General features: G+C 59.9%; 24 protein-coding genes and 2 pseudogenes. 23 read left to right on the forward strand and 3 right to left on the reverse strand.

What is annotated here, in order from left to right:
* Positions 1 to 132 precede the first annotated feature (132 nt).
* Positions 133 to 1,065 (forward strand): ABC transporter ATP-binding protein, encoded by a 933-nt coding sequence (locus PSH65_RS08000; RefSeq protein WP_123494600.1) that lies wholly within the window; start codon positions 133 to 135, stop codon positions 1,063 to 1,065.
* Positions 1,062 to 1,841: an ABC transporter permease gene (locus PSH65_RS08005; protein WP_007905224.1), complete on the forward strand. Its 780-nt coding sequence runs from the start codon at positions 1,062 to 1,064 to the stop codon at positions 1,839 to 1,841. The genes PSH65_RS08000 and PSH65_RS08005 overlap by 4 nt, the downstream gene beginning before the upstream one ends.
* Positions 1,842 to 2,002: 161 nt before the next feature.
* On the opposite strand, the gene PSH65_RS08010 is transcribed toward PSH65_RS08005, so the two are convergent.
* On the reverse strand, positions 2,003 to 2,524 hold the full coding sequence (locus PSH65_RS08010) for a DUF2062 domain-containing protein (RefSeq protein ID WP_305425706.1): 522 nt from the start codon (positions 2,522 to 2,524) through the stop codon (positions 2,003 to 2,005).
* Between the two features lie 136 nt (positions 2,525 to 2,660).
* Between PSH65_RS08010 and PSH65_RS08015 the strand changes: the two genes are divergently transcribed.
* The 12 genes and pseudogenes from PSH65_RS08015 (at position 2,661) to PSH65_RS08070 (ending at position 14,122) form a co-directional block, all read left to right on the forward strand.
* On the forward strand, positions 2,661 to 4,895 hold the full coding sequence (locus PSH65_RS08015; protein ID WP_305425707.1) for a DNA internalization-related competence protein ComEC/Rec2: 2,235 nt from the start codon (positions 2,661 to 2,663) through the stop codon (positions 4,893 to 4,895).
* Positions 4,896 to 4,991: 96 nt separating this feature from the next.
* Positions 4,992 to 5,627, forward strand: a complete 636-nt coding sequence (locus tag PSH65_RS08020; protein WP_305425708.1) for a MotA/TolQ/ExbB proton channel family protein — start codon at positions 4,992 to 4,994, stop codon at positions 5,625 to 5,627.
* On the forward strand, positions 5,624 to 6,052 hold the full coding sequence (locus tag PSH65_RS08025) for a biopolymer transporter ExbD (protein ID WP_095634888.1): 429 nt from the start codon (positions 5,624 to 5,626) through the stop codon (positions 6,050 to 6,052). The genes PSH65_RS08020 and PSH65_RS08025 overlap by 4 nt, the downstream gene beginning before the upstream one ends.
* Complete coding sequence (lpxK, locus tag PSH65_RS08030; RefSeq protein ID WP_305425709.1) at positions 6,052 to 7,062, forward strand: tetraacyldisaccharide 4'-kinase; 1,011 nt, start codon at positions 6,052 to 6,054, stop codon at positions 7,060 to 7,062. The genes PSH65_RS08025 and lpxK overlap by 1 nt, the downstream gene beginning before the upstream one ends.
* 25 nt (positions 7,063 to 7,087) lie before the next feature.
* The gene (locus PSH65_RS08035; RefSeq protein WP_003174668.1) at positions 7,088 to 7,273 is read left to right on the forward strand and encodes a Trm112 family protein; all 186 of its coding nucleotides are present in this window, start codon (positions 7,088 to 7,090) and stop codon (positions 7,271 to 7,273) included.
* Positions 7,270 to 8,034: a 3-deoxy-manno-octulosonate cytidylyltransferase gene (gene kdsB, locus PSH65_RS08040; protein WP_305425710.1), complete on the forward strand. Its 765-nt coding sequence runs from the start codon at positions 7,270 to 7,272 to the stop codon at positions 8,032 to 8,034. The genes PSH65_RS08035 and kdsB overlap by 4 nt, the downstream gene beginning before the upstream one ends.
* A pseudogene (locus PSH65_RS08045) lies at positions 8,034 to 8,499 on the forward strand (low molecular weight protein-tyrosine-phosphatase). Before kdsB ends, PSH65_RS08045 begins: the two are co-directional and overlap by 1 nt.
* Positions 8,496 to 9,515 (forward strand): UDP-N-acetylmuramate dehydrogenase, encoded by a 1,020-nt coding sequence (gene murB / locus PSH65_RS08050; protein ID WP_305425712.1) that lies wholly within the window; start codon positions 8,496 to 8,498, stop codon positions 9,513 to 9,515. The pseudogene PSH65_RS08045 and the gene murB overlap by 4 nt, the downstream one beginning before the upstream one ends.
* A gap of 236 nt (positions 9,516 to 9,751) precedes the next feature.
* Positions 9,752 to 10,222 (forward strand): (2Fe-2S)-binding protein, encoded by a 471-nt coding sequence (locus PSH65_RS08055; protein ID WP_038982082.1) that lies wholly within the window; start codon positions 9,752 to 9,754, stop codon positions 10,220 to 10,222.
* The gene (locus PSH65_RS08060) at positions 10,219 to 12,549 is read left to right on the forward strand and encodes a xanthine dehydrogenase family protein molybdopterin-binding subunit (RefSeq protein WP_305425714.1); all 2,331 of its coding nucleotides are present in this window, start codon (positions 10,219 to 10,221) and stop codon (positions 12,547 to 12,549) included. The genes PSH65_RS08055 and PSH65_RS08060 overlap by 4 nt, the downstream gene beginning before the upstream one ends.
* Positions 12,549 to 13,532 carry an XdhC family protein gene (locus PSH65_RS08065; RefSeq protein ID WP_305425716.1) on the forward strand — a complete coding sequence of 328 codons (984 nt, stop codon included), beginning with the start codon at positions 12,549 to 12,551 and terminating at the stop codon, positions 13,530 to 13,532. Before PSH65_RS08060 ends, PSH65_RS08065 begins: the two co-directional genes overlap by 1 nt.
* On the forward strand, positions 13,529 to 14,122 hold the full coding sequence (locus tag PSH65_RS08070) for a nucleotidyltransferase family protein (protein WP_305425717.1): 594 nt from the start codon (positions 13,529 to 13,531) through the stop codon (positions 14,120 to 14,122). The genes PSH65_RS08065 and PSH65_RS08070 overlap by 4 nt, the downstream gene beginning before the upstream one ends.
* A gap of 190 nt (positions 14,123 to 14,312) precedes the next feature.
* Here the strand turns inward: PSH65_RS08070 and rne are convergent.
* Positions 14,313 to 17,508: pseudogene (gene rne / locus PSH65_RS08075) on the reverse strand (ribonuclease E).
* A 700-nt stretch (positions 17,509 to 18,208) separates the two neighbouring features.
* On the opposite strand from rne, the gene rluC reads away from it, so the two are divergent.
* From rluC to sppA, 3 genes are read left to right on the forward strand one after another with little or no spacing between them, the layout of a single operon-like run.
* Positions 18,209 to 19,171, forward strand: coding sequence for a 23S rRNA pseudouridine(955/2504/2580) synthase RluC (gene rluC, locus PSH65_RS08080; RefSeq protein WP_008014368.1), 963 nt, complete (start codon positions 18,209 to 18,211; stop codon positions 19,169 to 19,171).
* Positions 19,158 to 19,820, forward strand: a complete 663-nt coding sequence (locus tag PSH65_RS08085; protein ID WP_305425721.1) for an HAD-IA family hydrolase — start codon at positions 19,158 to 19,160, stop codon at positions 19,818 to 19,820. Before rluC ends, PSH65_RS08085 begins: the two co-directional genes overlap by 14 nt.
* Before the next feature lie 27 nt (positions 19,821 to 19,847).
* On the forward strand, positions 19,848 to 20,837 hold the full coding sequence (gene sppA, locus PSH65_RS08090; protein WP_305425722.1) for a signal peptide peptidase SppA: 990 nt from the start codon (positions 19,848 to 19,850) through the stop codon (positions 20,835 to 20,837).
* Positions 20,838 to 20,915: 78 nt separating this feature from the next.
* Here the strand turns inward: sppA and PSH65_RS08095 are convergent, their stop codons facing one another.
* Complete coding sequence (locus tag PSH65_RS08095) at positions 20,916 to 21,494, reverse strand: nucleoside triphosphate pyrophosphatase (RefSeq protein WP_305425723.1); 579 nt, start codon at positions 21,492 to 21,494, stop codon at positions 20,916 to 20,918.
* Positions 21,495 to 21,598: 104 nt separating this feature from the next.
* Here PSH65_RS08095 and PSH65_RS08100 point away from each other — a divergent pair, with 104 nt between their 5' ends.
* From PSH65_RS08100 to acpP, 6 genes are all read left to right on the forward strand, one after another.
* Complete coding sequence (locus PSH65_RS08100) at positions 21,599 to 22,126, forward strand: YceD family protein (RefSeq protein WP_004371317.1); 528 nt, start codon at positions 21,599 to 21,601, stop codon at positions 22,124 to 22,126.
* Positions 22,127 to 22,139: 13 nt separating this feature from the next.
* Complete coding sequence (gene rpmF / locus PSH65_RS08105; protein WP_003179396.1) at positions 22,140 to 22,322, forward strand: 50S ribosomal protein L32; 183 nt, start codon at positions 22,140 to 22,142, stop codon at positions 22,320 to 22,322.
* 3 nt (positions 22,323 to 22,325) lie between these two features.
* Positions 22,326 to 23,336 (forward strand): phosphate acyltransferase PlsX, encoded by a 1,011-nt coding sequence (plsX, locus tag PSH65_RS08110; RefSeq protein ID WP_370694680.1) that lies wholly within the window; start codon positions 22,326 to 22,328, stop codon positions 23,334 to 23,336.
* A 124-nt stretch (positions 23,337 to 23,460) separates the two neighbouring features.
* Entirely contained in the window at positions 23,461 to 24,399 is a 939-nt protein-coding gene (fabD, locus tag PSH65_RS08115) for an ACP S-malonyltransferase (protein WP_305425725.1), read from the forward strand.
* 15 nt (positions 24,400 to 24,414) lie between these two features.
* Entirely contained in the window at positions 24,415 to 25,158 is a 744-nt protein-coding gene (fabG, locus tag PSH65_RS08120; RefSeq protein ID WP_305425726.1) for a 3-oxoacyl-ACP reductase FabG, read from the forward strand.
* Between the two features lie 191 nt (positions 25,159 to 25,349).
* Positions 25,350 to 25,586, forward strand: coding sequence for an acyl carrier protein (gene acpP, locus PSH65_RS08125; protein ID WP_003175607.1), 237 nt, complete (start codon positions 25,350 to 25,352; stop codon positions 25,584 to 25,586).
* Positions 25,587 to 25,689: the final 103 nt, after the last annotated feature.

Below are 25,689 nucleotides of genomic sequence, written 5' to 3' on the forward strand. Positions count from 1 at the left end.
ACTCACTATCGACACGCATGACTGTACTTGTGTGGCAGCGACAAGCACCATTGCGCTCGTGCGCCGCGTTTGCATTGCTCGCCGCCCGCCCTTATTTATTCCTTTCTTCCCTTCTTGGTGCGTAAATCCGATATGAGTTCCGCTCTGTCCATCCGGCAGCTAACCAAAACCTACGGCAACGGTTTCCAGGCCTTGAGTGGTATCGATCTGGACGTCGCCGAAGGTGACTTTTTCGCCTTGCTCGGCCCTAACGGCGCCGGCAAATCCACGACCATCGGCATTCTCTCGACCCTGGTGAACAAGACCAGCGGAACGGTGAATATCTTTGGTCATGACCTGGATAAGGAACCGGCGGCGCTCAAGCGCTGCATTGGCGTGGTGCCCCAGGAGTTCAACTTCAACCAGTTCGAAAAGACGTTCGACATTGTCGTGACCCAGGCCGGTTACTACGGCATCCCGGCGAAAATCGCCAAGGAACGCGCCGAGCAGTACCTGACCCAACTGGGCCTGTGGGACAAGCGTGATGTGCCGTCGCGCTCCCTGTCGGGTGGCATGAAGCGCCGACTGATGATCGCCCGGGCGCTGGTCCACGAACCACGCCTGCTGATCCTCGACGAGCCGACGGCGGGGGTGGACATCGAATTGCGTCGCTCGATGTGGACCTTCCTCACCGAACTGAACAAAAAAGGCATCACCATCATCCTCACCACCCACTACCTGGAAGAGGCTGAGCAGTTGTGCCGCAACATCGGCATCATCGACCACGGCACCATTGTCGAGAACACCAGCATGAAGCAGTTGCTCAGCCAACTGCATGTCGAAACCTTCCTGCTGGATATGAAGAACACGTTGCAAGTGGCGCCACAGTTGCTCGGTTACCCGGCAAAACTGATCGACAGTCATACCCTGGAAGTCCAGGTCGACAAGGCCATGGGCATTACCGCGCTGTTCACCCAATTGGCGCAGCAGAACATCGAAGTGTTGAGCCTGCGTAACAAAACCAATCGCCTCGAGGAGTTGTTCGTGTCCCTGGTGGAGAAAAATCTGTCGAAGGTGGCGGTATGAGTTCAGAGCTGCAACCCAACCTCGTTGCCCTCAATACCATCGTTTACCGTGAGGTCAAACGCTTCACCCGGATCTGGCCGCAGACCTTGCTGCCGCCGGCAATCACCATGGTTTTGTACTTCGTGATCTTTGGCAATCTGATCGGTCGGCAGATCGGCGACATGGGTGGCTTCACTTACATGGAGTACATCGTGCCGGGGCTGATCATGATGTCGGTGATCACCAACTCCTACGGCAACGTGGTGTCGAGTTTCTTTGGCAGCAAGTTCCAGCGCTCCATCGAAGAGTTGATGGTGTCGCCGGTGTCGCCGCATACGATTCTGATCGGCTACACCCTCGGCGGCGTGCTGCGTGGTTTGATGGTCGGGATCATCGTGACCCTGCTGTCGTTGTTCTTCACTCAATTGCAGGTGCATCACTTGGGCGTGACCGTTCTGGTGGTGGTGCTGACGGCGACGATCTTCTCGCTGCTGGGTTTCATCAACGCGGTATTTGCGCGCAATTTCGATGATATCTCGATCATCCCGACGTTCGTGCTGACGCCGTTGACGTACCTGGGCGGGGTGTTCTACTCGATCAGCTTGCTGCCACCGTTCTGGCAGACCGTGTCACTGGCCAACCCGGTGCTGCACATGGTCAACGCCTTCCGTTACGGCATCCTCGGCGTTTCTGATATCAAGATCAGCGTGGCGATCACCTTCATGCTCATTGCGACTGTTGTGCTGTACATCGGTTGTGCGCGGTTGCTGGTGAGCGGGCGGGGGATGCGCACCTAAGGAAGACCGAGTCGCCTGCTTCGCGAGCAAGCCCGCTCCCACAGTGAATTGGAGTTGGCCACATTATTTGTGAACGACACAGATCCCTGTGGGAGCGGGCTTGCCCGCGATGACGTCAGCCCAGACACCGCAAAAAAAGGCCTCCGCACTGGAGGCCGTTTTTATTCTTGCATCCGGCTTTTCTTACGCCGCTTCCACTGCCGACTCACCCACCAGCGCCAATACATCATCACCAGGCAATAGGCCAACGCCCCAAGCACCAGCCCCGTGACCACCGAGCCGAGCAAGAACGGTTGCCACAGGCTCGAGAGTTCGCCGCTGATCCACTCCCAGGTCAATTCATCCGGCAGGCTGCGTGCGGGGACGTCCATCAGCCAGGCGCCGGTCTGGTAAGTGCAGAAGAACACCGCCGGCATGGTGATCGGGTTGGTCAGCCAGACCAGGCTGACGGCAATCGGCATGTTGCCGCGCACCACAATGGCAAGGATCGCCGCCAACAGCATCTGCAACGGAATGGGCAGGAACGCCGCGAACAGACCGACCGCCATGGCCCGCGCAACGGAGTGGCGATTGAGGTGCCAGAGGTTCGGGTCATGCAGCAGGGTGCCGAGAAAGCGTAAGGATTTGTGTTCCCTGATGCTGGTCGGGTCTGGCATGTAACGTTTGAATAAGCGCCGGGGCATAAGGCTTCTCGGTCGGTTCAGGCGGCAAGTATGTCTGGATTCTACGAACCGCCCATTCAGACTTTGTGACAATTGATAACGACGTCCGTGCGGCGCGCCGTCTATGCATAGGGAGGGGACTCTCAAGGACGGGCTTATGCGCACAGGGATGATGGCGCTGGCGTTGGGCCTGCTGGCCTTGCGTTATTTACCGGTATTACCGCCGGTCTGGTTGTGGCTGTTGATGCCGGTAGCGGGTTTGATGTTGCTGCCGTTTCGAACTTTTCCCTTGGCATTTTTTTTGTTCGGTTTCAGTTGGGCGGGTGCGAATGCACAGTGGGCGCTGAATGATCGCCTGGCGCTGAATCTTGATGGCGAGACTCGCTGGGTCGAAGGTCGTGTGACCGGGTTACCGCAGCAGGCCGAGGGGGTGGTGCGGTTCGAACTGACGGACAGTCAGTCGCGTCGCACCAGCCTGCCTGGGCACCTGCGTCTGGCCTGGTATGGCGGGCCGCCCGTCAACAGCGGCGAGCATTGGCGGCTGGCGGTCAAATTGAAGCGTCCTGCCGGGTTGCTTAACCCGCATGCGTTCGATTACGACGCCTGGTTACTGGCCCGGCACATTGGCGCCACCGGAACCGTCAAGGACGGTCAGCGACTGATGGAGGCGAAGTGGGCCTGGCGCGACGGCATCCGTCAGCGTTTGCAGGCCGTGGATGCCCAAGGGCGAACGGGGGCGCTGACAGCGTTGGTGCTGGGGGATGGCGCCGGATTGAGTCGTGAGGACTGGCAGGTGCTGCAAGACACCGGCACCGTTCATCTGTTGGTGATTTCCGGGCAGCACATTGGTTTGCTGGCGGGAGTGGTGTATCTGCTGATTGCCGGTTTGGCGCGTTATGGTTTGTGGCCCAGGCGTTTGCCGTGGCTGCCATGGGCATGCGGACTGGCGTTCGCGGCGGCGCTCGGTTATGGGCTGCTGGCCGGCTTCGAAGTGCCGGTGCGGCGGGCCTGCCTGATGATCGGTCTGGTGCTGTTGTGGCGACTACGGTTTCGTCACCTTGGCGCATGGTGGCCGCTATTGCTGGCGCTTGACGGTGTTTTGCTGCTGGATCCGCTGGCGAGCCTGCAACCGGGTTTCTGGTTGTCGTTTGCGGCGGTGGCGGTACTGATTTTCACTTTTGGCGGCCGATTGGGGGCATGGCGCTGGTGGCAAACCTGGACCCGTGCCCAATGGCTGATCGCGATCGGTCTGTGCCCGCTGCTGTTGGTGCTGGGGTTACCGATCAGTCTCAGCGGGCCGCTGGCCAATTTGCTGGCGGTGCCCTGGGTCAGTCTGGTGGTCCTGCCGCCGGCTTTGCTTGGGACGATATTGTTGCCCGTTCCTTATATGGGGGACGGGTTGCTGTGGTTGGCCGGCGGTCTGATCGATCTTTTGTTCAAGGGGTTGGCGTTGATAGCCGGGCAAATGCCCGCGTGGGTACCGGTGGCGGTCCCGTTGTGGGTATGGGCATTCGGCACGCTGGGCGCCTTTGTGCTGTTACTGCCGCGAGGCGTGCCGTTGCGTCCGTTGGGCTGGCCGATGTTGCTTTTGCTGGTTTTTCCGCCCCGGCACACGTTACCTGAAGGCATGGCCGAGGTCTGGCAGCTGGATGTCGGTCAAGGTTTGGCGATTCTGGTGCGCACTCGCCATCACACCTTGCTGTATGACGCCGGGCCACGGTTCGGCGATATCGACCTGGGGGAGCGGGTGGTGCTGCCGTCATTGCGCAAACTGGGGGTGAACGGACTCGATCTGATGCTGATCAGCCACGCCGATGCCGATCACGCCGGCGGTGCGCGAGCAATTGCCAATGGAATACCGGTGAAGCAAGTACTGAGTGGCGATCATCTGGCCCTGCCAGACGAACTGCACGCCGATGGCTGCGAGAGCGGTCAACAATGGGCCTGGGACGGCGTGAAGTTTCAACTCTGGCAGTGGCCGTCTGCCAGCGACAGCAATCAGAAATCCTGCGTGTTGCAGATTGAAGCCAGCGGCGAGCGGTTGCTGCTGACCGGTGACATCGATGCCGCAGCCGAGCGGGCGCTGCTCGACAGTCCATTGGCGGTGCCGACGGATTGGTTGCAGGCCCCGCACCATGGCAGTCGCAGTTCATCTTCGATGTCGTTGCTCAACGTATTGCAACCCAAAGCGGTGCTGATCTCCCGTGGCAACGGCAATTCTTTCGGCCATCCCCATCCCACGGTCGTGGCGCGGTATCAAAAACGCGGCGTGGCGATCTACGACAGCGCCGAGCAAGGTGCCATTCGTCTGCAACTGGGACGCTTCAAGCCGCCGTGGACGATGCTTCAAGAACGGCGCTTCTGGCGCGATCTGCCACCATCCAGCCAGTAACCCGAACTATTGAAGCCCGACCGGATGCGACATCGCGGTCTTCGGTGCGTCCACCCCCTATGTTAGAGTGGCGCACTTTTCGAGGGGACTGTCACTGTGTGGGAATTGGTCAAATCCGGCGGCTGGATGATGCTGCCGATCATTCTGAGTTCCATCGCGGCCATGGCGATCGTTGCCGAGCGTCTGTGGACCCTGCGTGCCAGCCGCGTGACCCCCGAGTACTTGCTCGGGCAGGTCTGGGTCTGGATCAAGGACAAACAACTCAATAAAGAAAAACTCAAGGAGCTGCGCGCCAACTCTCCGTTGGGCGAGATCCTGGCCGCCGGTCTGGCGAACTCCAGGCATGGTCGCGAGATCATGAAAGAGTGCATCGAAGAGGCCGCTGCGCGGGTAATTCACGAGCTCGAACGCTACATCAACGCCCTTGGCACCATCGCCGCCATGGCCCCGTTGCTGGGTTTGCTGGGTACGGTGCTGGGCATGATCGATATTTTCAGTGCGTTCATGGGCACGGGCATGGGCACCAACGCTTCAGTGCTGGCCGGTGGTATTTCCAAAGCGCTGATCACCACCGCCGCCGGTCTGATGGTCGGCATCCCGGCCGTGTTCTTCCACCGCTTCCTGCAACGCCGCATAGATGAGTTGGTGGTGGGCATGGAGCAGGAAGCGATCAAGCTGGTCGAGGTAGTGCAGGGTGACCGCGACGTGGATCTGTCTGGGGGCAAAGCGTGAAATTCCGTCGTAAACCACGGGAAACGATAGACATCAACCTCGCGTCGTTGATTGACGTGGTGTTTATCTTGCTGCTGTTTTTCGTTGTGACCACCACCTTCACTCGTGAAACCCAGTTGCGCGTCGACTTGCCGGAAGCCGTCAGCGGTTCCCCGGCCGAGGACCAGCAGACCAAGCAACTGGACATCGCCATCAGTGCCGAAGGTGTGTTCTCCGTGAACAACCAGTTGTTGCCGAAGAACGATCTGACCAGCCTGATGGAAGCGCTACAGAAAGAATCCAATGGCGACACCAATATGCCGTTGTCCATCAGCGCTGATGGCAAGACCCCCCATCAGTCCGTCATCACCGCGATGGACGCTGCCGGCAAGCTCGGTTTCAGTCACTTGCGCATGACCACAGTCGAGGCGGCGCCGGCATCTTGATGGCCATGTCCGATCGATTGCTCACTGCGTGGTACGAAGGCCATCCGGCGTTGAAGCTGTTGCAGCCTCTGGAATGGTTGTATCGACGCGTGGTCACTGGCAAGCGCAAGCGCTTTTTGGCCGGTGAGGGCGAGATCTATCAACCTCCGGTGCCGCTGATCGTGGTCGGCAACATCACGGTGGGCGGCACCGGCAAGACGCCGCTGATTCTGTGGATGATCCAGCATTGCCAGCGCAGCGGGCTGCGGGTCGGCGTGGTCAGCCGTGGCTACGGCGCCAAACCGCCGCAATTGCCGTGGCGGGTCAAGGCGGATCAAGATGCGGACGTGGCGGGCGATGAACCACTGTTGATCGTCCAGCGCACTGGCGTGCCGTTGATGATCGACCCGGACCGCAGCCGCGCGGTCAAAGCCTTGCTGGCGAGCGAACCGCTGGACCTGATCCTCTCCGACGACGGCATGCAGCATTACCGGCTGGCCCGGCATCTGGAACTGGTGCTGATCGATGCCGCCCGGGGGCTGGGCAACCAGCGCTGCCTGCCGGCCGGACCGTTGCGCGAACCGATCGAGCGGCTGCAAAGCGTCGATGCGGTGCTTTATAACGGTGCCACTGCCGACCGCATCGACGGTTTTGCCTTCCAGTTGCAACCCACGGCGCTGGTCAATCTGCAAAGCGGCGAACGCCGGCCTATCGACCATTTCCCCTCAGGCCAGGCCATTCACGCCGTGGCCGGGATCGGCAATCCCCAACGTTTCTTCAAGACCCTCGAAACGCTACACTGGCGGCCAGTGCCGCATGCATTTGCCGACCACGCCGAATACAGCGTGCAGGCCTTGAATTTCACACCGTCATTGCCAGTGGTGATGACTGAAAAAGACGCGGTGAAGTGCCGTGCCTTCGCCGCCGCCGATTGGTGGTACCTGGCGGTCGATGCTGCGCCATCGCCGGCCTTCGTGGCTTGGTTCGATTCGCAGCTGATGCGCCTGTTGCCGGCTCGTCTTTTGCCTTAACTCCGTTTCTATCCAGGGAATGTTCATGGACACCAAATTGCTCGATATTCTCGCTTGCCCGATCTGCAAAGGTCCGCTCAAGCTCAGCGCCGACAAAACCGAGCTGATCAGCAAGGGCGCTGGCCTCGCCTATCCGATTCGCGACGGCATCCCGGTGATGCTCGAAAGTGAAGCACGCACCCTGACCACTGACGAGCGTCTGGATAAATGACCACAGCCTTTACCGTCGTCATTCCATCGCGTTATGCCTCCACCCGTCTGCCGGGCAAACCCCTGCTGCTGATCGCCGGCAAGCCGATGATCCAGCACGTCTGGGAACAAGCGAGCAAAAGCAGTGCCCAGCGCGTGGTCGTGGCCACCGACGATGCGCGCATCATAGAGGCCTGCAAAGGCTTTGGTGCCGAAGTGGTGCTGACCCGCGAAGACCACAATTCCGGCACTGACCGTCTGGCCGAAGTCGCGGCGAAACTGGGCCTGGCCCCGGACGCCATCGTGGTTAACGTTCAGGGCGACGAGCCGTTGATTCCGCCGAGCGTGATCGATCAGGTCGCCGCTAATCTGGCTGCCCACACCGAAGCGCGCATGGCCACCCTGGCCGAGCCGATCGAAGACGTGGAAACCCTGTTCAATCCCAATGTGGTCAAGGTGGTCAGCGACCTCAATGGCCTGGCACTGACATTCAGTCGTGCCACCTTGCCGTGGGCTCGCGACGCGTTCGCCAAGAGCCGCGAGCAATTGCCGGAAGGTGTGCCGTATCGCCGTCACATCGGCATTTATGCCTATCGCGCCGGTTTCCTGCAGGACTTCGTCACTTGGGGCCCGTGCTGGCTGGAAAACACCGAGTCTCTGGAGCAACTGCGGGCGCTCTGGCACGGCGTGCGGATTCACGTCGCCGATGCGCTGATCGCACCCCCCACCGGTGTCGACACCATTGAAGACCTCGAGCGCGTTCGTCGCTTGCTGGAGGCTTGATGCGGGTTCTGTTCGTCTGCCTGGGCAATATCTGCCGCTCTCCCACAGCCGAAGGCGTGTTGCGGCACAAACTGCGTGAGGCGGGGCTGGCCGATCAAGTCGAAGTGGCTTCCGCCGGCACCGGCGACTGGCACGTCGGCAAGGCCCCGGACAAGCGCAGCCAGGCCGCGGCGAAGCTGCGCGGTTATGACTTGTCGGCCCAGCGCGCGCAGCAAGTCAGCCGTGCAGATTTCGCCACCTACGACCTGATTCTGGCGATGGACAACAGCAACCTGCGCCACCTCAAGGCCCTGCAACCGGCCAAGGGCAAGGCCGAACTGGACCTGTTCCTGCGTCGCTACCAGTCGGAAGTCGATGAAGTGCCGGACCCTTATCACGACAGCGAGCAGGGGTTTCGAACAGGTCCTGGACCTGATCGAGCGCGCCACCGATTTGCTGGTGATCGAATTGAAGGGACGGTTATGAGTTTGCAGGTACATCCGCTGGTATCGCTCAAGCCGTTCAACAGCTTTGGCGTGGATGTTCAGGCCCGGCTGTTTGCCGAGGCCCATAGCGATGCTGACGTGCGCGAAGCCCTGGCCTATGGGTTGGAACATGATGTGCCCGTGCTGGTGATCGGTGGCGGCAGTAATCTGCTGCTGACCGCTGATGTGCAGGCATTGGTGCTGCGCATGGCCACACGGGGAATTCGCCTATTGAGCGATGACGGCAACCAGGTTGTGATCGAAGCCGAAGCGGGGGAGCCGTGGCATCCGTTTGTGCAACACACCTTGGCGCAAGGGTTGTCGGGGCTGGAGAACCTCAGCCTGATCCCCGGCACGGTGGGCGCGGCACCGATGCAGAACATCGGCGCTTACGGTGTCGAGATAAAAGACGTTTTTGCCGGCCTGACGGCCCTTGATCGCCAGACCGGCGAGCTGCGGGACTTCACGCTGGCCGAGTGCAACTTCGCCTACCGCGACAGCCTGTTCAAACAGGAGCCGGGGCGCTGGTTGATCCTGCGGGTGCGTTTCATCCTCACGCGCACCGCGCACCTGCACCTGGAATACGGCCCGGTTCGCCAGCGCCTGACATCGCTGGGCATCGATCACCCGACGCCTACCGATGTTAGCCAGGCCATCTGCAGCATTCGCAACGAAAAGCTCCCGGACCCGGCGGTGCTTGGCAATGCCGGCAGCTTCTTCAAGAACCCCTTGGTGCCGGCGACATTGGTGGCGCAACTCAAGGAGCAGTACCCGGAGCTGGTGGCCTACGCGCAACCTGACGGCCAAATGAAACTGGCGGCGGGCTGGCTCATCGAACGGGCCGGCTGGAAAGGCTTTCGAGACGGTGATGCCGGTGTGCATAAATTACAGGCGCTGGTGCTGGTCAACTACGGCACCGCAACGGGCCTGCAATTGTTGAATCTGGCGCAACGCATTCAAAAAGACATTTCAGAACGTTTCCACGTCGACCTGGAAATGGAGCCCAATCGGTATTGAGGCTACGCTTTCACGGCTGATTCCAAAGCCCTGCACATCTTCAAATGTGCAGGGCTTTTTTGTTAATGCTGGGTTAACTTAGCTACCTAACGATGCAAGCATTTGCTCCACCAAAGGCCCGGTGCAGACGTTGCTGTCCGCATAAGAGAGCCCATTAGCCTGAGTCGATCTGCGTGAAGGAATCCACGCGGCAGATTGCTCGACCCCATAACCTCTATCACTATGCGGGCGTGCCCATGATTACCCTGAAACTCAATGGACAAGATCATCAACTCGATGTCACCGAGGACATGCCGCTGCTCTGGGCGATCCGTGACGTGGCCGGTTACAACGGCACCAAATTTGGCTGCGGCATGGGCCTGTGTGGCGCCTGCACCATTCATATCGACGGCGCGCCTGCGCGCAGTTGCATCACGCCGATCGGCTCGGTAGTCGGCCAGAACGTCACCACCATCGACAACCTGCACGCCGACCCGGTCGGCAAAGTTGTCCAGCAAGCCTGGCTCGACAGCGCTGTGGCTCAGTGCGGTTACTGTCAGGGCGGGCAGATCATGTCGGCCACCGCATTGCTGAAAACCAATCCGAACCCCAGCGACGAGCAGATTGAAGAGGCGATGGTCGGTAACATTTGCCGTTGCGGCACCTACAACCGGATCAAGACCGCCATCCGCCAGGCATCCACTCACCTGAAGGAGGCCAAGGCATGAGCCAGTTACCGAATGATTTTGCGCTGAGCAATTTGAGCAACCTCAGCCGCCGTGGTTTCCTCAAAGGCGTGGGCGCCACCAGTGCGCTGGTTCTGGCGGCAAGCTGGGGCTGGCAGGACGCGCTTGCCGCCGAAAAAGACAAGAAGTTCGGCGCCGACGGTATGCCCAACGGCTGGATCGATGATCCTAAGGTTTATGTCAGCATCGCCGCCGATGGCAGCGTGACCGTGGTCTGCAACCGCTCGGAAATGGGCCAGGGCGTGCGCACCAGCCTGACCATGGTAGTGGCCGATGAGTTGGAGGCCGACTGGGCACTGGTCAAAGTGCAACAGGCGCCGGGCGACGAAGTGCGTTTCGGCAACCAGGACACTGACGGTTCGCGCAGCATGCGTCACTGGTACGAGCCGATGCGCCGTTGCGGGGCTGCCGCGCGGACCATGCTTGAGCAAGCCGCCGCCGAGCAGTGGAAAGTGCCGGTCAGTGAGTGCCATGCGCAACTGCACAAAGTCATCCATAAACCGACCGGGCGTGAACTGGGCTACGGCGCATTGGCCGCTGCTGCCGGTGCACTGACGGTGCCGGCTCGCGACAGCCTGCGGCTCAAGCAGCCCTCAGAATTCCGTTACATCGGCAAGGAAGGCACCAAGGCCATCGACGGTGCGGACATCGTCAATGGTCGCGCGGTCTACGGCGCCGATGTGCATTTCGACGGCATGCTTTTCGCCACCATCGCGCGTCCAGCGGTCTATGGCGGCAAGGTCAAATCCTTCGATGCCAGCGCCGCGATGAAAGTCCCGGGCGTGATCAAGGTTCTGCAAGTCGAAAGCCGTCCATTGCCGTCCGAGTTCCAGCCTCTGGGCGGTGTGGCCGTGGTGGCCAGCAATACCTGGGCGGCGATCAAGGGCCGCGAGGCGCTGAAAATCGAGTGGGATGACGGCCCCAATGCCAGTTACGACTCGATTGCCTACCGCAAGGAACTCGAAGCCGCGTCCCTCAAGCCCGGCAAAGTGGTGCGCAATACCGGCAGCATCGACCAGGCCATGAGCAGCGCCGACAGCACCCTCGAAGCCTCTTATTACCTGCCGCACCTGGCGCAATCGCCAATGGAACCGATGGTCGCCATTGCCCGTTTCAAGGACGGCGTGTGCGAAGCCTGGGCCCCAAGTCAGGCACCGCAAGTCACCCGTGAACGGATCGGCGAGCGCCTCGGCATCCCATTCGATAACGTCACGCTCAACGTCACCTTGCTCGGTGGCGGTTTCGGTCGCAAATCCAAGCCGGACTTCGTCATTGAAGCGGCGATCCTGGCCAAGGAGTTTCCGGGCAAAGCGGTGCGGGTGCAGTGGACCCGTGAAGACGACATCCACAACTCCTATTTCCACACCGTGTCCGCCGAATACCTGAAGGCCAGCCTGAACAAGGACGGCCTGCCGTCCGGCTGGCTGCACCGCACGGTGGCGCCGAGCATCACCGCGCTGTTCGCGCCGGGCATGAACCATGAGGCGGCTTTCGAGCTGGGCATGGGCTTTACCAACATGGCTTATGCGATCCCCAACGTGCGCCTGGAAAACCCTGAAGCGGCGGTCCATACCCGGGTCGGCTGGTATCGCTCGGTGTCGAACATTCCCCATGGCTTTGCGATTCAGAGCTTTGTCGATGAACTGGCCCATAAGGCCGGTCAGGATCCGCTCAAGTACCAGATCAAGCTGCTTGGCCCGGACCGTCAGATCGATCCGCGCACTTTGAGTGAAGAGTGGAACTACGGTGAATCCCCCGAGCGTTACCCGATCGATACCGCGCGGATGCGCACCGTGCTGGAAACCGCCGCCAAAGCCGCCGGTTGGGGGCGTCAGTTACCCAAGGGCCGCGGCCTGGGCCTGGCGGTGCATTACAGCTTCGTCACTTATGTGGCGGCGGTGATCGAGGTTGAAGTCAAGGACGATGGCACGTTGATCGTGCACAAGGCCGACATCGCCGTGGATTGCGGTCCGCAGATCAACCCCGAGCGTATTCGCTCGCAGTTCGAAGGTGCCTGCGTCATGGGCCTGGGCAACGCGGTGCTGGGGGAAATCAGTTTCAAGGACGGCAAGGTTCAGCAGGACAATTTCCACATGTACGAGGTGGCGCGCATGTCTCTGGCACCAAAAGAAGTTGCCGTGCATCTGGTTACGCCACCGGGCAATGTGCCGTTGGGCGGAGTCGGTGAGCCGGGCGTGCCGCCGATTGCGCCAGCGCTGTGCAACGCGATCTTCGCCGCCACCGGCAAGCGCATCCGTAACCTGCCGGTGCGCTATCAGCTGCAAGGTTGGCAGAAGGCGCAAGCCTGATGGACAGCGTTGATCTGAATGTCCTGCGCAGCGTGCTGGAATGGCGCCGCGCCGGTCAGCGGGTGATGTTGTACAGCGTGGTTCAGACCTGGGGCACCGCGCCCCGGGCACCCGGCGCCATGCTCGCCTTGCGTGAAGATGGTGTGGTGATTGGTTCAGTGTCCGGTGGCTGTGTCGAGGATGACCTGATTGCCCGGCTGCACGATGGCCGTATTCCGGCCGATGGGCCGCCGGTGCAATTGATTACCTATGGCGTCACCCGTGAGGAGGCTGCACGGTTTGGTTTGCCGTGCGGCGGCACGTTGCGCCTGACCGAGGAGCGGATCGGCGATCCGTCGTGGGTCGCCGAATTGCTGACGCGCTGCGAGGCCCATGAGATCGTTGCGCGTGAGCTGAATCTGGCGACCGGTGAAGTGGTTTTGCAGCCAGCGAGCAAGACCGATGCGCTGGTGTTTGACGGGCAGACCTTGCGCGCCATTTATGGTCCGCGCTGGCGGCTGTTGCTGATCGGCGCCGGCCAATTGTCGCGCTACGTTGCGGAGATAGCGCGGCTGCTGGATTTCGAAGTGCTGATCTGCGATCCGCGCACCGAGTTCGTCTACGGCTGGGAAGAGCAACACGGTCGCTTCGTCCCGGGCATGCCCGACGAAGCGGTGCTGACCATCCAGACCGACGAGCGCACAGCCATTGTCGCGTTGACCCACGATCCGCGCCTGGATGACATGGCGCTGCTCACGGCGCTGGACTCCAAGGCATTTTATGTCGGCGCGCTGGGTTCGCGGATCAACAGCCAGAAGCGCCGGGACAATCTGGCTCAGCTAGGCTTGTCACAACAAGCCATCGAGCGCTTGCACGGCCCGATCGGTTTGCACATCGGCAGCCATACACCGGCGGAAATCGCCTTGTCGCTGCTGGCAGAAATTGTGGCGATCAAGAACGGCGTCGAGCTGAAACAGAAGAGGCCGTTGCAGGAGGGCGTATGAGCGACCCCATCGGCGTTATCGTAGTGGCCGCGGGGCAGGGCAGTCGGTTTCGGCAGGTAGCGGGTGACGATAAGGACAAGCTGCTAGTGGATTGCACCGGTCGTGACGGCGTCACCGTGCATTCGGTGATCGAACAGGTGCTGGTGAATCTGCCGGCCGCGCTCGAGAAGCGCGTGCTGGTGACCACGGCGGATCGCCCGCAGGTGATTCGCATGGCTCAAGCCTATGGTTGCGAGATTGTGCGAATCGAGTCGACCGGTCTGGGCGACAGCATTGCGGCGGGTGTGGCCGCGTGCTCGCAACTCGGTGGCTGGCTGATCGTGCTGGGGGATATGCCGTTTATCTTGTCGTCCAGCATTGAACAGGTCGTCGCGGCCATTGCGGATGACGCCATCAGCGTGCCGGTGCATGAGGGACAATATGGGCATCCGGTGGGGTTTGGACGAAGTTTTGGGCCAGGATTGATGGCACTAACCGGGGATCAGGGCGCCAAGTCGCTGTTCGCGCAGGCGAGGGTGGTCGAGGTGGCGGTGGATGATCCCGGTGTGTTGTGGGATGTGGATGTGCCTGATGCATTAGTATTTGCCTGACACACCGCCATCGCGGGCAAGCCACGCTCCCACAGGTTTTGCGTCTAACATAATCTGTTCTGAACGACATAAAACCTGTGGGAGCGTGGCTTGCCCGCGATAAACGGTAACGCGGTTTTCCTGCGTTACAACGGACATAAAAAAAGCCCCGCCTGGGTCACCAGGCGGGGCTTTTTAGTGGCCGATGGAATCAGGCGAGGGGTTTAGGCTCGTGCTCTTTTTCCAGGGCTTGCTCGTGTTGCTCTACCGCTTCCTGAACGGAGCGCGGTGCTTCGTCGATCACAGATTCAACCGGTTCGGCAGGGGCTTCAGCGGTCGGGGCAGGGGCTGCCTCGACAACTTCAGCAACAACCGGTGCTGGCTCGGCAGCGGCCGGAGCAGCAGTGGCAGCCAATTCGGCTTCTTTCTGCAGACGTTCGGCTTCACGCTTGCGACGACGTACTTCACGTGGGTCGTTCGGCGCACGACCGCTTGGGGTCAGAGCGCTGACAGGTGCGGCTTCAACCACCGGTGCAGCCTCTTCGGCAACAACTGGCGCTTCAACAACCGCTGGAGCAGGCTCGGCAGCAGCAACCACGGGCTCGGAAGCCATGGCTTCAGCAACCGGGGCTTCAGCGACAGGCGTTGGAGCTTCGACCGCTATAGGTGGCTCGGCAACCCAGTTGAACGCGGTTTGTTCTTCGCGAACTTCATGTACCGGTTCAGCCGGTGCTTCGATCACAGGTTCGCTAGCAACCACTGGTTCAGCGACAACGGCCGGCTCAGCGACAGCTTCAACTTCCGGCTGGGCTTCACGAACCGGTGCTACTTCGATTTCCGGAGCAGCGGTGACTTCTACCGGCGTAGTCGCTTCAACGACTGGCGCTTCGACCGGAGCAGTTTCCAGTGTGGCGGCAGTGGCGCGTTCGGCTTGCTCGTTGGCTTGTGCTTCAGCAGGTGCGCTGATCACGGAGCTGGCAACGGCAGCGGTAACAGCCCAGGCCGGCGGCCAGATCGGCAGCGCTTGGCGCTTCGGCGTTTTCAGCCGATTCGGACTCTTCCGAACCTTCGATCACGTTGCCGTTGGCATCGCGTTGACGCTCACGACGGTTGCTGCGACGACGCTGGCCACGGGAGCGGCGGCGAGGACGATCGCCTTCGGCGCCTTCCTGACCGTCTTCCTGCAGTTGCTCTTCGTTGGTGGTCAACTCTTCTTCAGCAACGGCGGCAGCGGCTTGCTCGGTACGTGGCTGGCGTTCTTCACGCGGTGGGCGTGGAGCGCGTTCTTCACGTGGCTGACGGGCTGGACGCTCTTCAGCGCTGGCAGCGGCGGCCGGAGCGGCATCCAGAGGCTCGCGCAGTTCACGAACCGGACGTTCTTCACGCTCGCCACGTGGCTTGCGATCTTCACGCGGGGCGCGCGGTGCACGTTCTTCACGAGGGGCGCGTGGTGCGCGCTCTTCACGCGGAGCGCGTTCCTGGGCGACTGCTGGAGCTTCTTCGCGGGCTTCGCGTGGCTCACGTGGTGCGCGTTCTTCACGCGGTGCACGTTCCTCACGAGGCTTGCGCTCTTCATCGCGGCGACCATTACGGTTGCGGCTCTGCTGACGGCCGTTACGGCGCTCTTCGTTGCGGGCAGGGCGTTCGGTGGCTGGCTTTTCAACCACAACCGGCGCAGCAGGCTCTTCCTTGGTGGCGAACAGGCTGACCAGCGATTTCACCAGGCCTTTGAACAGGCTTGGCTCTGGGGCGACGGCCGGTGCAGCCACCGGAGCGACGGCGACTTCGGTCGGAACCGGAGCGTTGGCGCGAGCCGGAGCGGTCTTGACCGCGGCTTCCTGGCGAACCAGAGTGCGGGTCGCGGCGGCTGGCTGGACTTCTTCGACTTCGGCAGCGGCAGCGGCGATTTCGTAGCTGGACTGATTGATGCTGGCTTCCGGGCTGTCATCGCGCAGACGCTGAACTTCGAAGTGCGGCGTTTCGAGGTGATCGTTCGGCAGAATGACGATGCGGGCACGGGTGCGCAGTTCGATCTTGGTGATCGAGTTGCGTTTTTCGTTGAGCAGGAAAGCTGCAACCGGAATCGGTACTTGTGCGCGAACTTCGGCGGTACGGTCTTTCAGGGCTTCTTCTTCGATCAGGCGCAGGATCGCCAGCGACAGCGATTCAACGTCACGGATGATGCCGGTGCCATTGCAACGCGGGCAGACGATGCCGCTGCTTTCGCCCAGGGATGGACGCAGGCGCTGACGGGACATTTCCAGCAGGCCGAAGCGCGAGATGCGACCGACTTGCACGCGAGCGCGGTCGGCTTCCAGGCATTCGCGGACTTTCTCTTCCACGGCGCGCTGGTTCTTGGCAGGGGTCATGTCGATGAAGTCGATGACGATCAGGCCGCCGATGTCGCGCAAGCGCAACTGACGGGCGATTTCTTCGGCGGCTTCAAGGTTGGTCTGCAGTGCGGTTTCTTCGATGTCGCTGCCTTTGGTGGCGCGCGCCGAGTTGATGTCGATGGACACCAGGGCTTCGGTCGGATCGATAACGATGGAGCCGCCGGAAGGCAGTTCGACGACGCGCTGGAAGGCGGTTTCGATCTGGCTTTCGATCTGGAAACGGTTGAACAGCGGAACGCTGTCTTCGTACAGCTTGATTTTGCTGGCGTACTGCGGCATCACCTGGCGAATGAAGGTCAGGGCTTCGTCCTGGGCTTCAACGCTGTCGATCAGCACTTCGCCGATGTCCTGGCGCAGGTAATCGCGGATGGCGCGGATGATCACGTTGCTTTCCTGGTAGATCAGGAACGGCGCGGAACGATCCAGCGAAGCTTCTTTGATGGCGGTCCAGAGTTGCAGCAGGTAATCGAGGTCCCACTGCATTTCTTCGCTGCTGCGGCCAAGGCCGGCAGTGCGAACGATCAGACCCATGTCGGCCGGGGCAACCAGACCGTTCAGGGCTTCACGCAGTTCGTTGCGCTCTTCACCTTCGATGCGACGGGAAATACCGCCGGCACGCGGGTTGTTCGGCATCAGCACCAGGTAACGACCGGCCAGGCTGATGAAGGTGGTCAGGGCGGCGCCCTTGTTGCCACGTTCTTCTTTTTCGACCTGAACGATGACTTCCTGGCCTTCGCTCAGGACGTCCTTGATGTTGACGCGGCCTTCGGGGGCTTTCTTGAAGTATTCGCGGGAGATTTCTTTGAGGGGCAGGAAGCCGTGGCGCTCAGAGCCGAAATCGACAAAGGCAGCCTCAAGGCTTGGTTCGATGCGAGTAATCCGGCCTTTATAGATGTTGGCCTTCTTCTGCTCGCGTGCACCGGATTCGATGTCCAGGTCGTAGAGGCGCTGGCCATCTACCAGTGCAACACGCAACTCTTCGGGTTGAGTTGCGTTAATCAGCATTCTTTTCATGTAGTACCGTCGGTTTCCGGGCTGCCGGAAACGGCGTTCGGCACACACGACTTCTCACGGTCGGTGTCAGGTGCGTCAGGAGTGGTTGGCCACTCCAGTGTCTAGCGAACCCCAACCAATTGGGCCGGTGTCGCGACGTACGCGTCCTGCTTGCTGTGGCTACTTAAGCACTCAGTCAGGAGGAGGAATCAACCGGCGGCTGTGGACGAGATGAAGCGTCTTGATAAAGCCTATTGCTACACAGTCCAGCGGTTGTGCATCTCCACCCTACACGTATCCCTGATAATTCGGGTGCTGCCGCGCGCAGAATCCGCAGCGGGTTGGCATTTACCGTGAGCTCCGAAAGGGGAGGTCACGCATCATGGCTAATTTAGGCGGTGTTTCCGAAGCGTTCGCCCGGGGTCGTTCGCAGCTGACTGCACTTTGTGAACTGGCCGTGAATATTTGCTCGGAAGGCGAGTGAAAACTCTGCTTTGCGGCATGATTCAGGCCTTATGTCACCTGCGCTCGTTACAACTGAAAACTCTGCCGTTACGTAGCGAAAGCCCCGTAGGACGGCCTCTCGTCCTCGTGAATTGCGTTGGTCAGGGCCGGTTTTTGACCGTTAGTCCGCTGTCCAGGCCACTTTTGGCGGCGTTCGCGACTATAGCAGCAATGATTAAGTGCTTCAATTCCATAAAAAATTGTTATCATCCGCACCATGACGACTACTGCCCCTTCGACCCCAGCCGTACAACTGCTGGAGGTCTCGCCGGAATATGCCGGCCAACGTATTGATAACTTCCTTCTCGCTCGGCTCAAAGGCGTGCCCAAGACCTTGATTTACCGCATTTTGCGCAAGGGCGAAGTGCGGGTGAACAAAGGTCGGATCAAGCCCGAATACAAGCTTCAGGCGGGCGATATCGTGCGCGTGCCGCCGGTTCGCGTGCCTGAGCGCGACGAACCTGTGCCGCTGGCCCAGGGTCTGTTGCAGCGGCTCGAAGCTTCCATTGTCTACGAAGACAAGGCGCTGATCGTGGTCAACAAGCCTTGCGGCATTGCGGTTCATGGTGGCAGTGGCTTGACCTACGGCGTGATTGAAGCCTTTCGTCAGTTGCGTCCGGATTGCAAAGAGCTCGAACTGGTTCATCGTCTTGATCGTGATACCTCCGGCCTGCTGATGATTGCCAAAAAGCGCAGCATGTTGCGCCACTTGCACACGGCATTGCGCGGCGATGGCGTCGATAAGCGCTATATGGCGCTGGTCCGTGGCAACTGGGCGGCCTCGATCAAGCAAGTCCGTGCGTCGCTGGGCAAGAGCAATCTGCGCTCCGGTGAGCGCATGGTCGAGGTGGACGAGGAGGAGGGCAAGGAGTCTGTGACCGTGTTCAAGGTCCTGCGTCGTTTTGGCGACTTTGCCACCCTGATCGAAGCCAAGCCGATCACCGGCCGAACTCACCAGATTCGCGTCCATACTCTGCATGCGGGACATTGCATCGCTGGTGATACCAAGTACGGCGATGAGGGTTTCAGCAAAGAGATTCGTGATCTCGGCGGCAAGCGTCTGTTTCTGCACGCCTACATGCTGACTGTGCCGCTGCCTGATGGTGGTGAGCTCAAGTTGCAGGCGCCCGTCGACGAGATGTGGGCCAAAACCGTGGAGCGCTTGAGTGCACCCTACTGATTACAAACTGCTGATTTTCGATTGGGACGGCACGCTCGCTGACTCCATTGGTCGAATTGTCGAGGCGATGCATGTCGCGTCCGAGCGGTCCGGTTTTCAGTTGCGTGATGATTTTGCCGTCAAAGGCATTATCGGTCTGGGCTTGCCGGAAGCGATTCGCACCCTGTATCCCGAGATTGGCGACGCCGAGCTGATAGCGTTCCGTCAGCACTATGCAGATCACTACATTGCGGCGGAGGCCGTGCCTTCCCCGCTGTTTGAGGGTGTTATCGAGTCTCTCGAAGCGTTTCGTGTCGAGGGGTATCATCTGGCAGTAGCGACCGGCAAGGCTCGTCGTGGGCTGGATCGGGTGTTGAAGTCTCACGGTTGGGAAGATTATTTCGATATCACCCGTGCTGCGGACGAAACCGCCAGCAAACCCCATCCACTGATGCTCGAACAGATTCTCGCCCATTGCGAGGTTCGTCCGGAGCAGGCGCTCATGGTTGGCGACTCGTCGTTCGACCTGCAGATGGCGCGCAATGCGGGCATGGATTCGGTGGCGGTCAGCTATGGCGCTCAATCGATCGACGCCTTGAAACTATTTGAGCCGAGACTGGCCATTGATCGTTTTTCAGAGTTGCACGCCTGGCTGAGTCAGCGGGTTTAATTGGTTTTTTTTGCTGGGGTACATGGCATGACCGACGAATGGAAAGCGCCCGCCAAGGCGAGTGCGGAAAGCGGTGACGAGAAAAGCTGGAAGCTGCTGGAAAAAACCCTGCTGGCTGGTGTGCAGGAACAGCGCCGGTCCCGTCGCTGGGGAATATTCTTCAAATCGCTGACTTTTTTGTACCTGATTGGCGCGTTGATTCTGTTATCGCCATTGATAAGCATGGAGAAAGGCGCTGCTCTCGGCTCTGGCTACACGGCGCTGATCGATGTAACGGGCATGATTGCCGACAAAGAGCCAGCCAGTGCCGACAATATCGTCGGCAGTCTGCGTGCGGCCTTCGAGGACAAGAAGGTCAAGGGTGTGGTTCTGCGGATCAACAGCCCTGGCGGCAGTCCGGTGCAGTCGGGTTATGTCTACGACGAGATTCGTCGTTTGCGCGGCCTGCATCCGGATACCAAGGTTTACGCGGTAATCTCGGATCTGGGCGCTTCCGGTGCCTATTACATCGCCAGTGCGGCGGATCAGATCTACGCCGACAAGGCGAGCCTGGTGGGTTCCATTGGTGTGACAGCGGCCGGTTACGGTTTTGTCGGGACCATGGAAAAGTTGGGCGTCGAGCGTCGTACCTACACCTCCGGCGAGCACAAATCGTTCCTCGATCCGTTCCAGCCGCAGAAACCCGCGGAAACCCAGTTCTGGCAGAGCGTGCTCGATACCACTCATCAGCAGTTCATCAGCAGCGTCAAGAAGGGCCGTGGTGATCGCCTGAAGGATAAAGAGCATCCGGAGTTGTTCTCCGGGCTGATCTGGTCGGGTGAGCAGGCGCTGTCGCTGGGCTTGATCGATGGTCTGGGCAATGCCAGTTCGGTTGCGCGTGATGTGATTGGCGAGAAAGAGTTGGTGGATTTCACTGTCGAGGAATCGCCGTTCGATCGCTTCTCGAAAAAGCTCGGCGCCAGCGTGGCTGAGCATTTGGCGATGTGGATGGGCTTTCAAGGGCCTTCGCTACGCTAATCACCTGGCTGCATAAAGAAACCGGCCCGCGTGGCCGGTTTTTTTTGTGTGAACGCGGTCTCTGTACGGAGGTACGGTTCAGGGTATCTGTACGTTTTCAGCCAACAGCATATCGATCAGGCGAATCAGTGGCAGGCCGATCAGGCTGGTGGCGTCAGGGCCTTCGGTGCTCTGAAACAGGCTCACCCCCAAACCTTCGGCCTTGAAGCTGCCAGCGCAGTCGTAGGGCTGTTCTGCGTGCAGGTAGCGTTCGATGCGCGCTGCGTCGAGTGTGCGCATGTGTACGGTAAAGGGCACGCAGTCGACCTGGCAGTGGCCGGTCTGGCTATTGAGCAGTGCCAGGCCGGTCAGGAAGGTCACGCTCGCACCGCTGGATGCCAGCAGTTGTTCGCGGGCCTTTTCGAAGGTGTGAGGTTTGCCGATAATCCGCTCGCCGAGTACGGCGACCTGATCCGAGCCGATGATCAGGTGGGCTGGATGGCTGCCTGCAAGTGCGCGGGCTTTTTCTTCGGCGAGGCGCTTTACCAGTTCGACGGCAGGCTCGTCCTGGCGATGGCTTTCGTCGATGTCCGGCGAGCTGCACGTGAACGGCAGCTGCAAGCGGGCCAGCAATTCCCGGCGATAGGCCGAGCTTGAAGCAAGTAATAAAGGCAGCATGCGCATCTCCAAAGGGCAGGGGCGAATTCTAGCGCAGGCTCAAGTGACGGACAGGGCTGAATTTCCTTTGACATGGCTGGGGGCATCCCTATAATGCTGCGCCTATGTTGAATGACCCGATTCCACCTCACGTTGACCCGCGCAAATTGGCTGACCGTGGCACCACCCTTCAAGGTGAACTGCTGCTGGCCGATTTGGAGAGACTCTGCGACCCGCTTTCCGATACTGTCGGTACGGTGCAGGCTAAATTCGTTTTTGAACGAGATGAACGTAAATCTGTGGTAATTCACAGCTTTATCGACACCGAAGTCAAAATGGTTTGCCAGCGTTGTCTTGAGCTGGTCACCCTGCCGATCCATAGCGAATGCAGTTATGCTGTGGTGAAGGAGGGTGCGAATACCCAGTCGTTGCCGAAAGGTTATGACGTGCTGGAACTGGGCGAAGATCCTTTGGATCTGCAGTCACTGATCGAGGAGGAGCTTCTGCTCGCCTTGCCCATTGTGCCTGCTCATCATCCGGAAGAATGCCAGCAGCCGGCGGGTCTCGATGAGCCCGAACCGAGCGAGGACGAGGTAACGCGGTCCAACCCGTTCAGTGTATTGGCGCAGTTAAAGCGTGACCCAAACGTTTAGGAGTTAATCAATTATGGCTGTTCAGCAGAACAAAAAATCCCGCTCTGCCCGTGACATGCGTCGTTCGCACGACGCTCTCGAGGCTAGCACCCTGTCTGTAGAAAAAACCACCGGTGAAGTTCACCTGCGTCACCACGTATCGCCAGAAGGCGTATACCGTGGTCGTAAAGTGATCGACAAGGGCGCTGACGAGTAATCCTTGTCCGCTCAAGTCATCGCGATTGACGCAATGGGCGGGGACTTCGGTCCCCGCAGCATTGTTCAGGCCAGCCTTGCTTGTCTGTCTGCTACGCCCTCGCTGCACCTGACCCTCGTCGGTCAACCCTCCCTTCTTGAAGAACTGCTCGCCAGCCAATCGGCTGTGGATCGCGCGCGCCTGTCGATTACGCCGGCGTCCGAAGTCATCACCATGGACGAAAAACCTGCCCAGGCCTTGCGCGGCAAACCCGATTCGTCGATGCGCGTGGCGCTGGAGTTGCTGCGCGACGGCAAGGCCCAGGCCTGCGTCAGTGCCGGCAATACCGGTGCGCTGATGGCGTTGTCACGGTTTGTGCTCAAGACCTTGCCGGGCATCGATCGGCCGGCAATGATCGCCGCCATTCCGACGCAGAAGGGCTACTGCCAGTTGCTCGACCTGGGCGCCAATGTCGATTGCAGTGCCGAGCACTTATTGCAGTTTGCCGTGATGGGCTCGGTCGCGGCAGAAACCCTGGGCATCGTTCGCCCAAGGGTCGCGCTGCTGAACATCGGCACCGAAGACATCAAGGGCAATCAGCAGGTCAAGCTGGCGGCCACTTTGTTGCAAGGGGCTCGTGGCATCAACTACATCGGGTTTGTCGAAGGTGACGGCTTGTACCGTGGCGAGGCGGATGTGGTGGTGTGTGACGGTTTTGTCGGCAATATCCTGCTCAAGTCCAGCGAAGGCCTGGCGACCATGATTGCCGGGCGCATTGAAGCGTTATTCAAGAAAAATTTCGCGTCGAAAGTGGTGGGCGCACTGGCGCTGCCGCTGATGAAGCGCTTGCAGGCCGAACTGGCGCCGGCACGCCATAACGGCGCAAGTTTCCTCGGTTTGCAGGGAATTGTCGTGAAAAGCCACGGTTCGGCGGGGGTGCAGGGTTTTCAGAGTGCGATTCAGCGCGCGTTGATCGAGCTCCAGGAAAACTTGCCTGAACGGCTTCATGGGCGCCTGGAAGATTTGTTGCCTTAGGCGTTTTCGTCGGACAATGCTTAAATGTGACCGCTCAGTTCAATGGGCCATCCAACTGTGAGTTTCTTGCGTTCCACAAACGGGACGTCAATTCTCCGAGACAAGATCATTAGGGGCTTGTTACATGTCTGCTTCCCTCGCATTCGTCTTTCCAGGACAGGGTTCGCAGTCCCTCGGCATGCTGGCCGAGTTGGGCGCGCAACATCCGGTGGTCCTCGAAACATTCAAAGAAGCTTCCGATGCTCTGGGTTACGACCTGTGGGCACTGACCCAGCAAGGGCCGGAAGAACAACTCAATCAAACCGATAAAACCCAGCCGGCCATTCTGACCGCCTCGATCGCCTTGTGGCGCCTGTGGCTGGCTGAAGGCGGCGCGCGTCCGGCTTACGTTGCCGGTCACAGCCTGGGCGAATACAGCGCCCTGGTGGCTGCAGGCAGTCTGAGCCTGGGGGACGCAGTGAAACTGGTAGAGCGTCGCGGTCAGTTGATGCAAGAGGCTGTTCCGGCCGGGCAGGGCGGCATGGCTGCAATCCTGGGTCTGGAAGATGCCGACGTGCTGGCAGCCTGTGCCGAAGCGGCGCAAGGCGAAGTGGTGAGCGCGGTCAACTTCAATTCCCCGGGCCAGGTAGTGATCGCCGGCGCCAAGGCGGCGGTCGAGCGCGCCATCGAAGGCTGCAAGGCACGTGGCGCCAAGCGCGCCATGCCATTGCCGGTCAGCGTGCCGTCCCACTGCGAATTGATGCGTCCGGCCGCCGAGCGGTTCGCCGAGTCGATCGCAGCGATCGACTGGCAGGCACCGCAGATTCCTGTGGTACAGAACGTCAGCGCCAACGTGCCGGCCGATCTGGAAACCCTCAAGCGCGATCTGCTTGAGCAGCTCTACAAGCCTGTACGCTGGGTCGAGTCGGTCCAGGCGCTGGCTGCCAAGGGCGCGACCGAGCTGGTCGAATGCGGCCCTGGCAAAGTACTTGCCGGTTTGAACAAACGTTGCGCCGAAGGCGTGTCGACCTCTAACCTCAATACCCCAGACGCTTTCGCTGCCACCCGTGCAGCGCTGGCCTAACAAGGAGAAGCTTGCATGAGTCTGCAAGGTAAAGTTGCACTGGTCACCGGTGCCAGCCGTGGTATCGGCCAGGCTATCGCTCTGGAATTGGGTCGTCAGGGTGCCATTGTCATCGGCACCGCGACTTCCGCTTCAGGGGCTGAGCGTATCGCTGCGACCCTGAAAGAAAATGGTATCCAGGGCACTGGCCTGGAACTCAATGTCACCAGCGACGAGTCCGTAGCGGCCGTGCTGGCGAGCATTCAGGCGCAATTCGGTGCGCCGGCGATCCTGGTCAATAATGCCGGTATCACCCGCGATAACCTGATGATGCGCATGAAAGATGACGAATGGCATGACGTCGTCGATACCAATCTGAACAGCCTGTTCCGGCTGTCCAAGGGCGTTTTGCGCGGCATGACCAAAGCCCGTTGGGGACGAATTATCAGTATTGGCTCGGTTGTGGGTGCCATGGGCAACGCAGGCCAAGTAAACTACGCTGCCGCCAAGGCCGGTCTGGAAGGTTTCAGTCGTGCACTGGCGCGTGAAGTCGGTTCGCGTTCGATTACGGTAAACTCGGTGGCCCCTGGGTTCATCGACACCGATATGACCCGTGAACTGCCCGAGGCGCAGCGTGAAGCCTTGCAGACGCAGATTCCGCTGGGTCGTCTGGGGCAAGCTCAAGAGATCGCGTCTGTGGTCGCTTTTCTTGCATCCGACGGTGCGGCTTACGTTACTGGGGCTACAATCCCGGTGAACGGCGGGATGTACATGAGTTAAATGTGACGGATTGCTTCAAAAAAATGTCATACGAGCTGTCTAAAATCCGTTATAAAGCTGCAATCTATTTATAGACAGAGGGTCGCCGGGTTTGAGGAGTGAAGCTTTCAGTTGAAAAACTGAAAAGTCTTTCTATACACTTACCCACCGGCCAGCTGCCTGAATTTGTCCATTAGGAGTGAAAACAAGGTATGAGCACCATCGAAGAGCGCGTCAAGAAAATCGTTGCTGAGCAACTGGGCGTTAAAGAAGAAGAAGTGGTCAACACTGCTTCCTTCGTTGAAGACCTGGGTGCCGACTCCCTTGACACCGTTGAGCTGGTGATGGCTCTGGAAGAGGAATTCGAGACCGAAATCCCTGACGAAGAAGCTGAGAAGATCACTACTGTACAAGCAGCAATCGACTACGTTACCAGCCACCAGGCGTAATAGTTTTTAGTCGTCGCTCGCTGTCATGGAAAAACCGCACTGCCATCATGGCGTGCGGTTTTTTCTTTAGGCCTGATGCAAAGTCGTCATTTGAAAAAGGAGA

The organism is Pseudomonas sp. FP603 (assembly GCF_030687415.1).
Taxonomy (GTDB): Bacteria; Pseudomonadota; Gammaproteobacteria; order Pseudomonadales; family Pseudomonadaceae; genus Aquipseudomonas; species Aquipseudomonas wuhanensis.

Excerpts from the sequence above, each read along its gene's own strand:
- PSH65_RS08070 (WP_305425717.1), top strand. The coding sequence starts at position 13,529 with ATGAGCGACCCCATCGGCGTTATCGTAGTGGCCGCGGGGCAGGGCAGT.
- acpP (WP_003175607.1), top strand. The coding sequence starts at position 25,350 with ATGAGCACCATCGAAGAGCGCGTCAAGAAAATCGTTGCTGAGCAACTG.
- PSH65_RS08000 (WP_123494600.1), top strand. The coding sequence starts at position 133 with ATGAGTTCCGCTCTGTCCATCCGGCAGCTAACCAAAACCTACGGCAAC.
- rpmF (WP_003179396.1), top strand. The coding sequence starts at position 22,140 with ATGGCTGTTCAGCAGAACAAAAAATCCCGCTCTGCCCGTGACATGCGT.
- fabD (WP_305425725.1), top strand. The coding sequence starts at position 23,461 with ATGTCTGCTTCCCTCGCATTCGTCTTTCCAGGACAGGGTTCGCAGTCC.
- lpxK (WP_305425709.1), top strand. The coding sequence starts at position 6,052 with ATGGCCATGTCCGATCGATTGCTCACTGCGTGGTACGAAGGCCATCCG.
- PSH65_RS08005 (WP_007905224.1), top strand. The coding sequence starts at position 1,062 with ATGAGTTCAGAGCTGCAACCCAACCTCGTTGCCCTCAATACCATCGTT.
- rluC (WP_008014368.1), top strand. The coding sequence starts at position 18,209 with ATGACGACTACTGCCCCTTCGACCCCAGCCGTACAACTGCTGGAGGTC.
- PSH65_RS08015 (WP_305425707.1), top strand. The coding sequence starts at position 2,661 with ATGCGCACAGGGATGATGGCGCTGGCGTTGGGCCTGCTGGCCTTGCGT.
- PSH65_RS08010 (WP_305425706.1), bottom strand. The coding sequence starts at position 2,524 with ATGCCCCGGCGCTTATTCAAACGTTACATGCCAGACCCGACCAGCATC.
- murB (WP_305425712.1), top strand. The coding sequence starts at position 8,496 with ATGAGTTTGCAGGTACATCCGCTGGTATCGCTCAAGCCGTTCAACAGC.
- fabG (WP_305425726.1), top strand. The coding sequence starts at position 24,415 with ATGAGTCTGCAAGGTAAAGTTGCACTGGTCACCGGTGCCAGCCGTGGT.
- PSH65_RS08060 (WP_305425714.1), top strand. The coding sequence starts at position 10,219 with ATGAGCCAGTTACCGAATGATTTTGCGCTGAGCAATTTGAGCAACCTC.
- kdsB (WP_305425710.1), top strand. The coding sequence starts at position 7,270 with ATGACCACAGCCTTTACCGTCGTCATTCCATCGCGTTATGCCTCCACC.
- sppA (WP_305425722.1), top strand. The coding sequence starts at position 19,848 with ATGACCGACGAATGGAAAGCGCCCGCCAAGGCGAGTGCGGAAAGCGGT.
- PSH65_RS08055 (WP_038982082.1), top strand. The coding sequence starts at position 9,752 with ATGATTACCCTGAAACTCAATGGACAAGATCATCAACTCGATGTCACC.
- PSH65_RS08035 (WP_003174668.1), top strand. The coding sequence starts at position 7,088 with ATGGACACCAAATTGCTCGATATTCTCGCTTGCCCGATCTGCAAAGGT.
- PSH65_RS08065 (WP_305425716.1), top strand. The coding sequence starts at position 12,549 with ATGGACAGCGTTGATCTGAATGTCCTGCGCAGCGTGCTGGAATGGCGC.
- PSH65_RS08100 (WP_004371317.1), top strand. The coding sequence starts at position 21,599 with ATGTTGAATGACCCGATTCCACCTCACGTTGACCCGCGCAAATTGGCT.
- PSH65_RS08095 (WP_305425723.1), bottom strand. The coding sequence starts at position 21,494 with ATGCTGCCTTTATTACTTGCTTCAAGCTCGGCCTATCGCCGGGAATTG.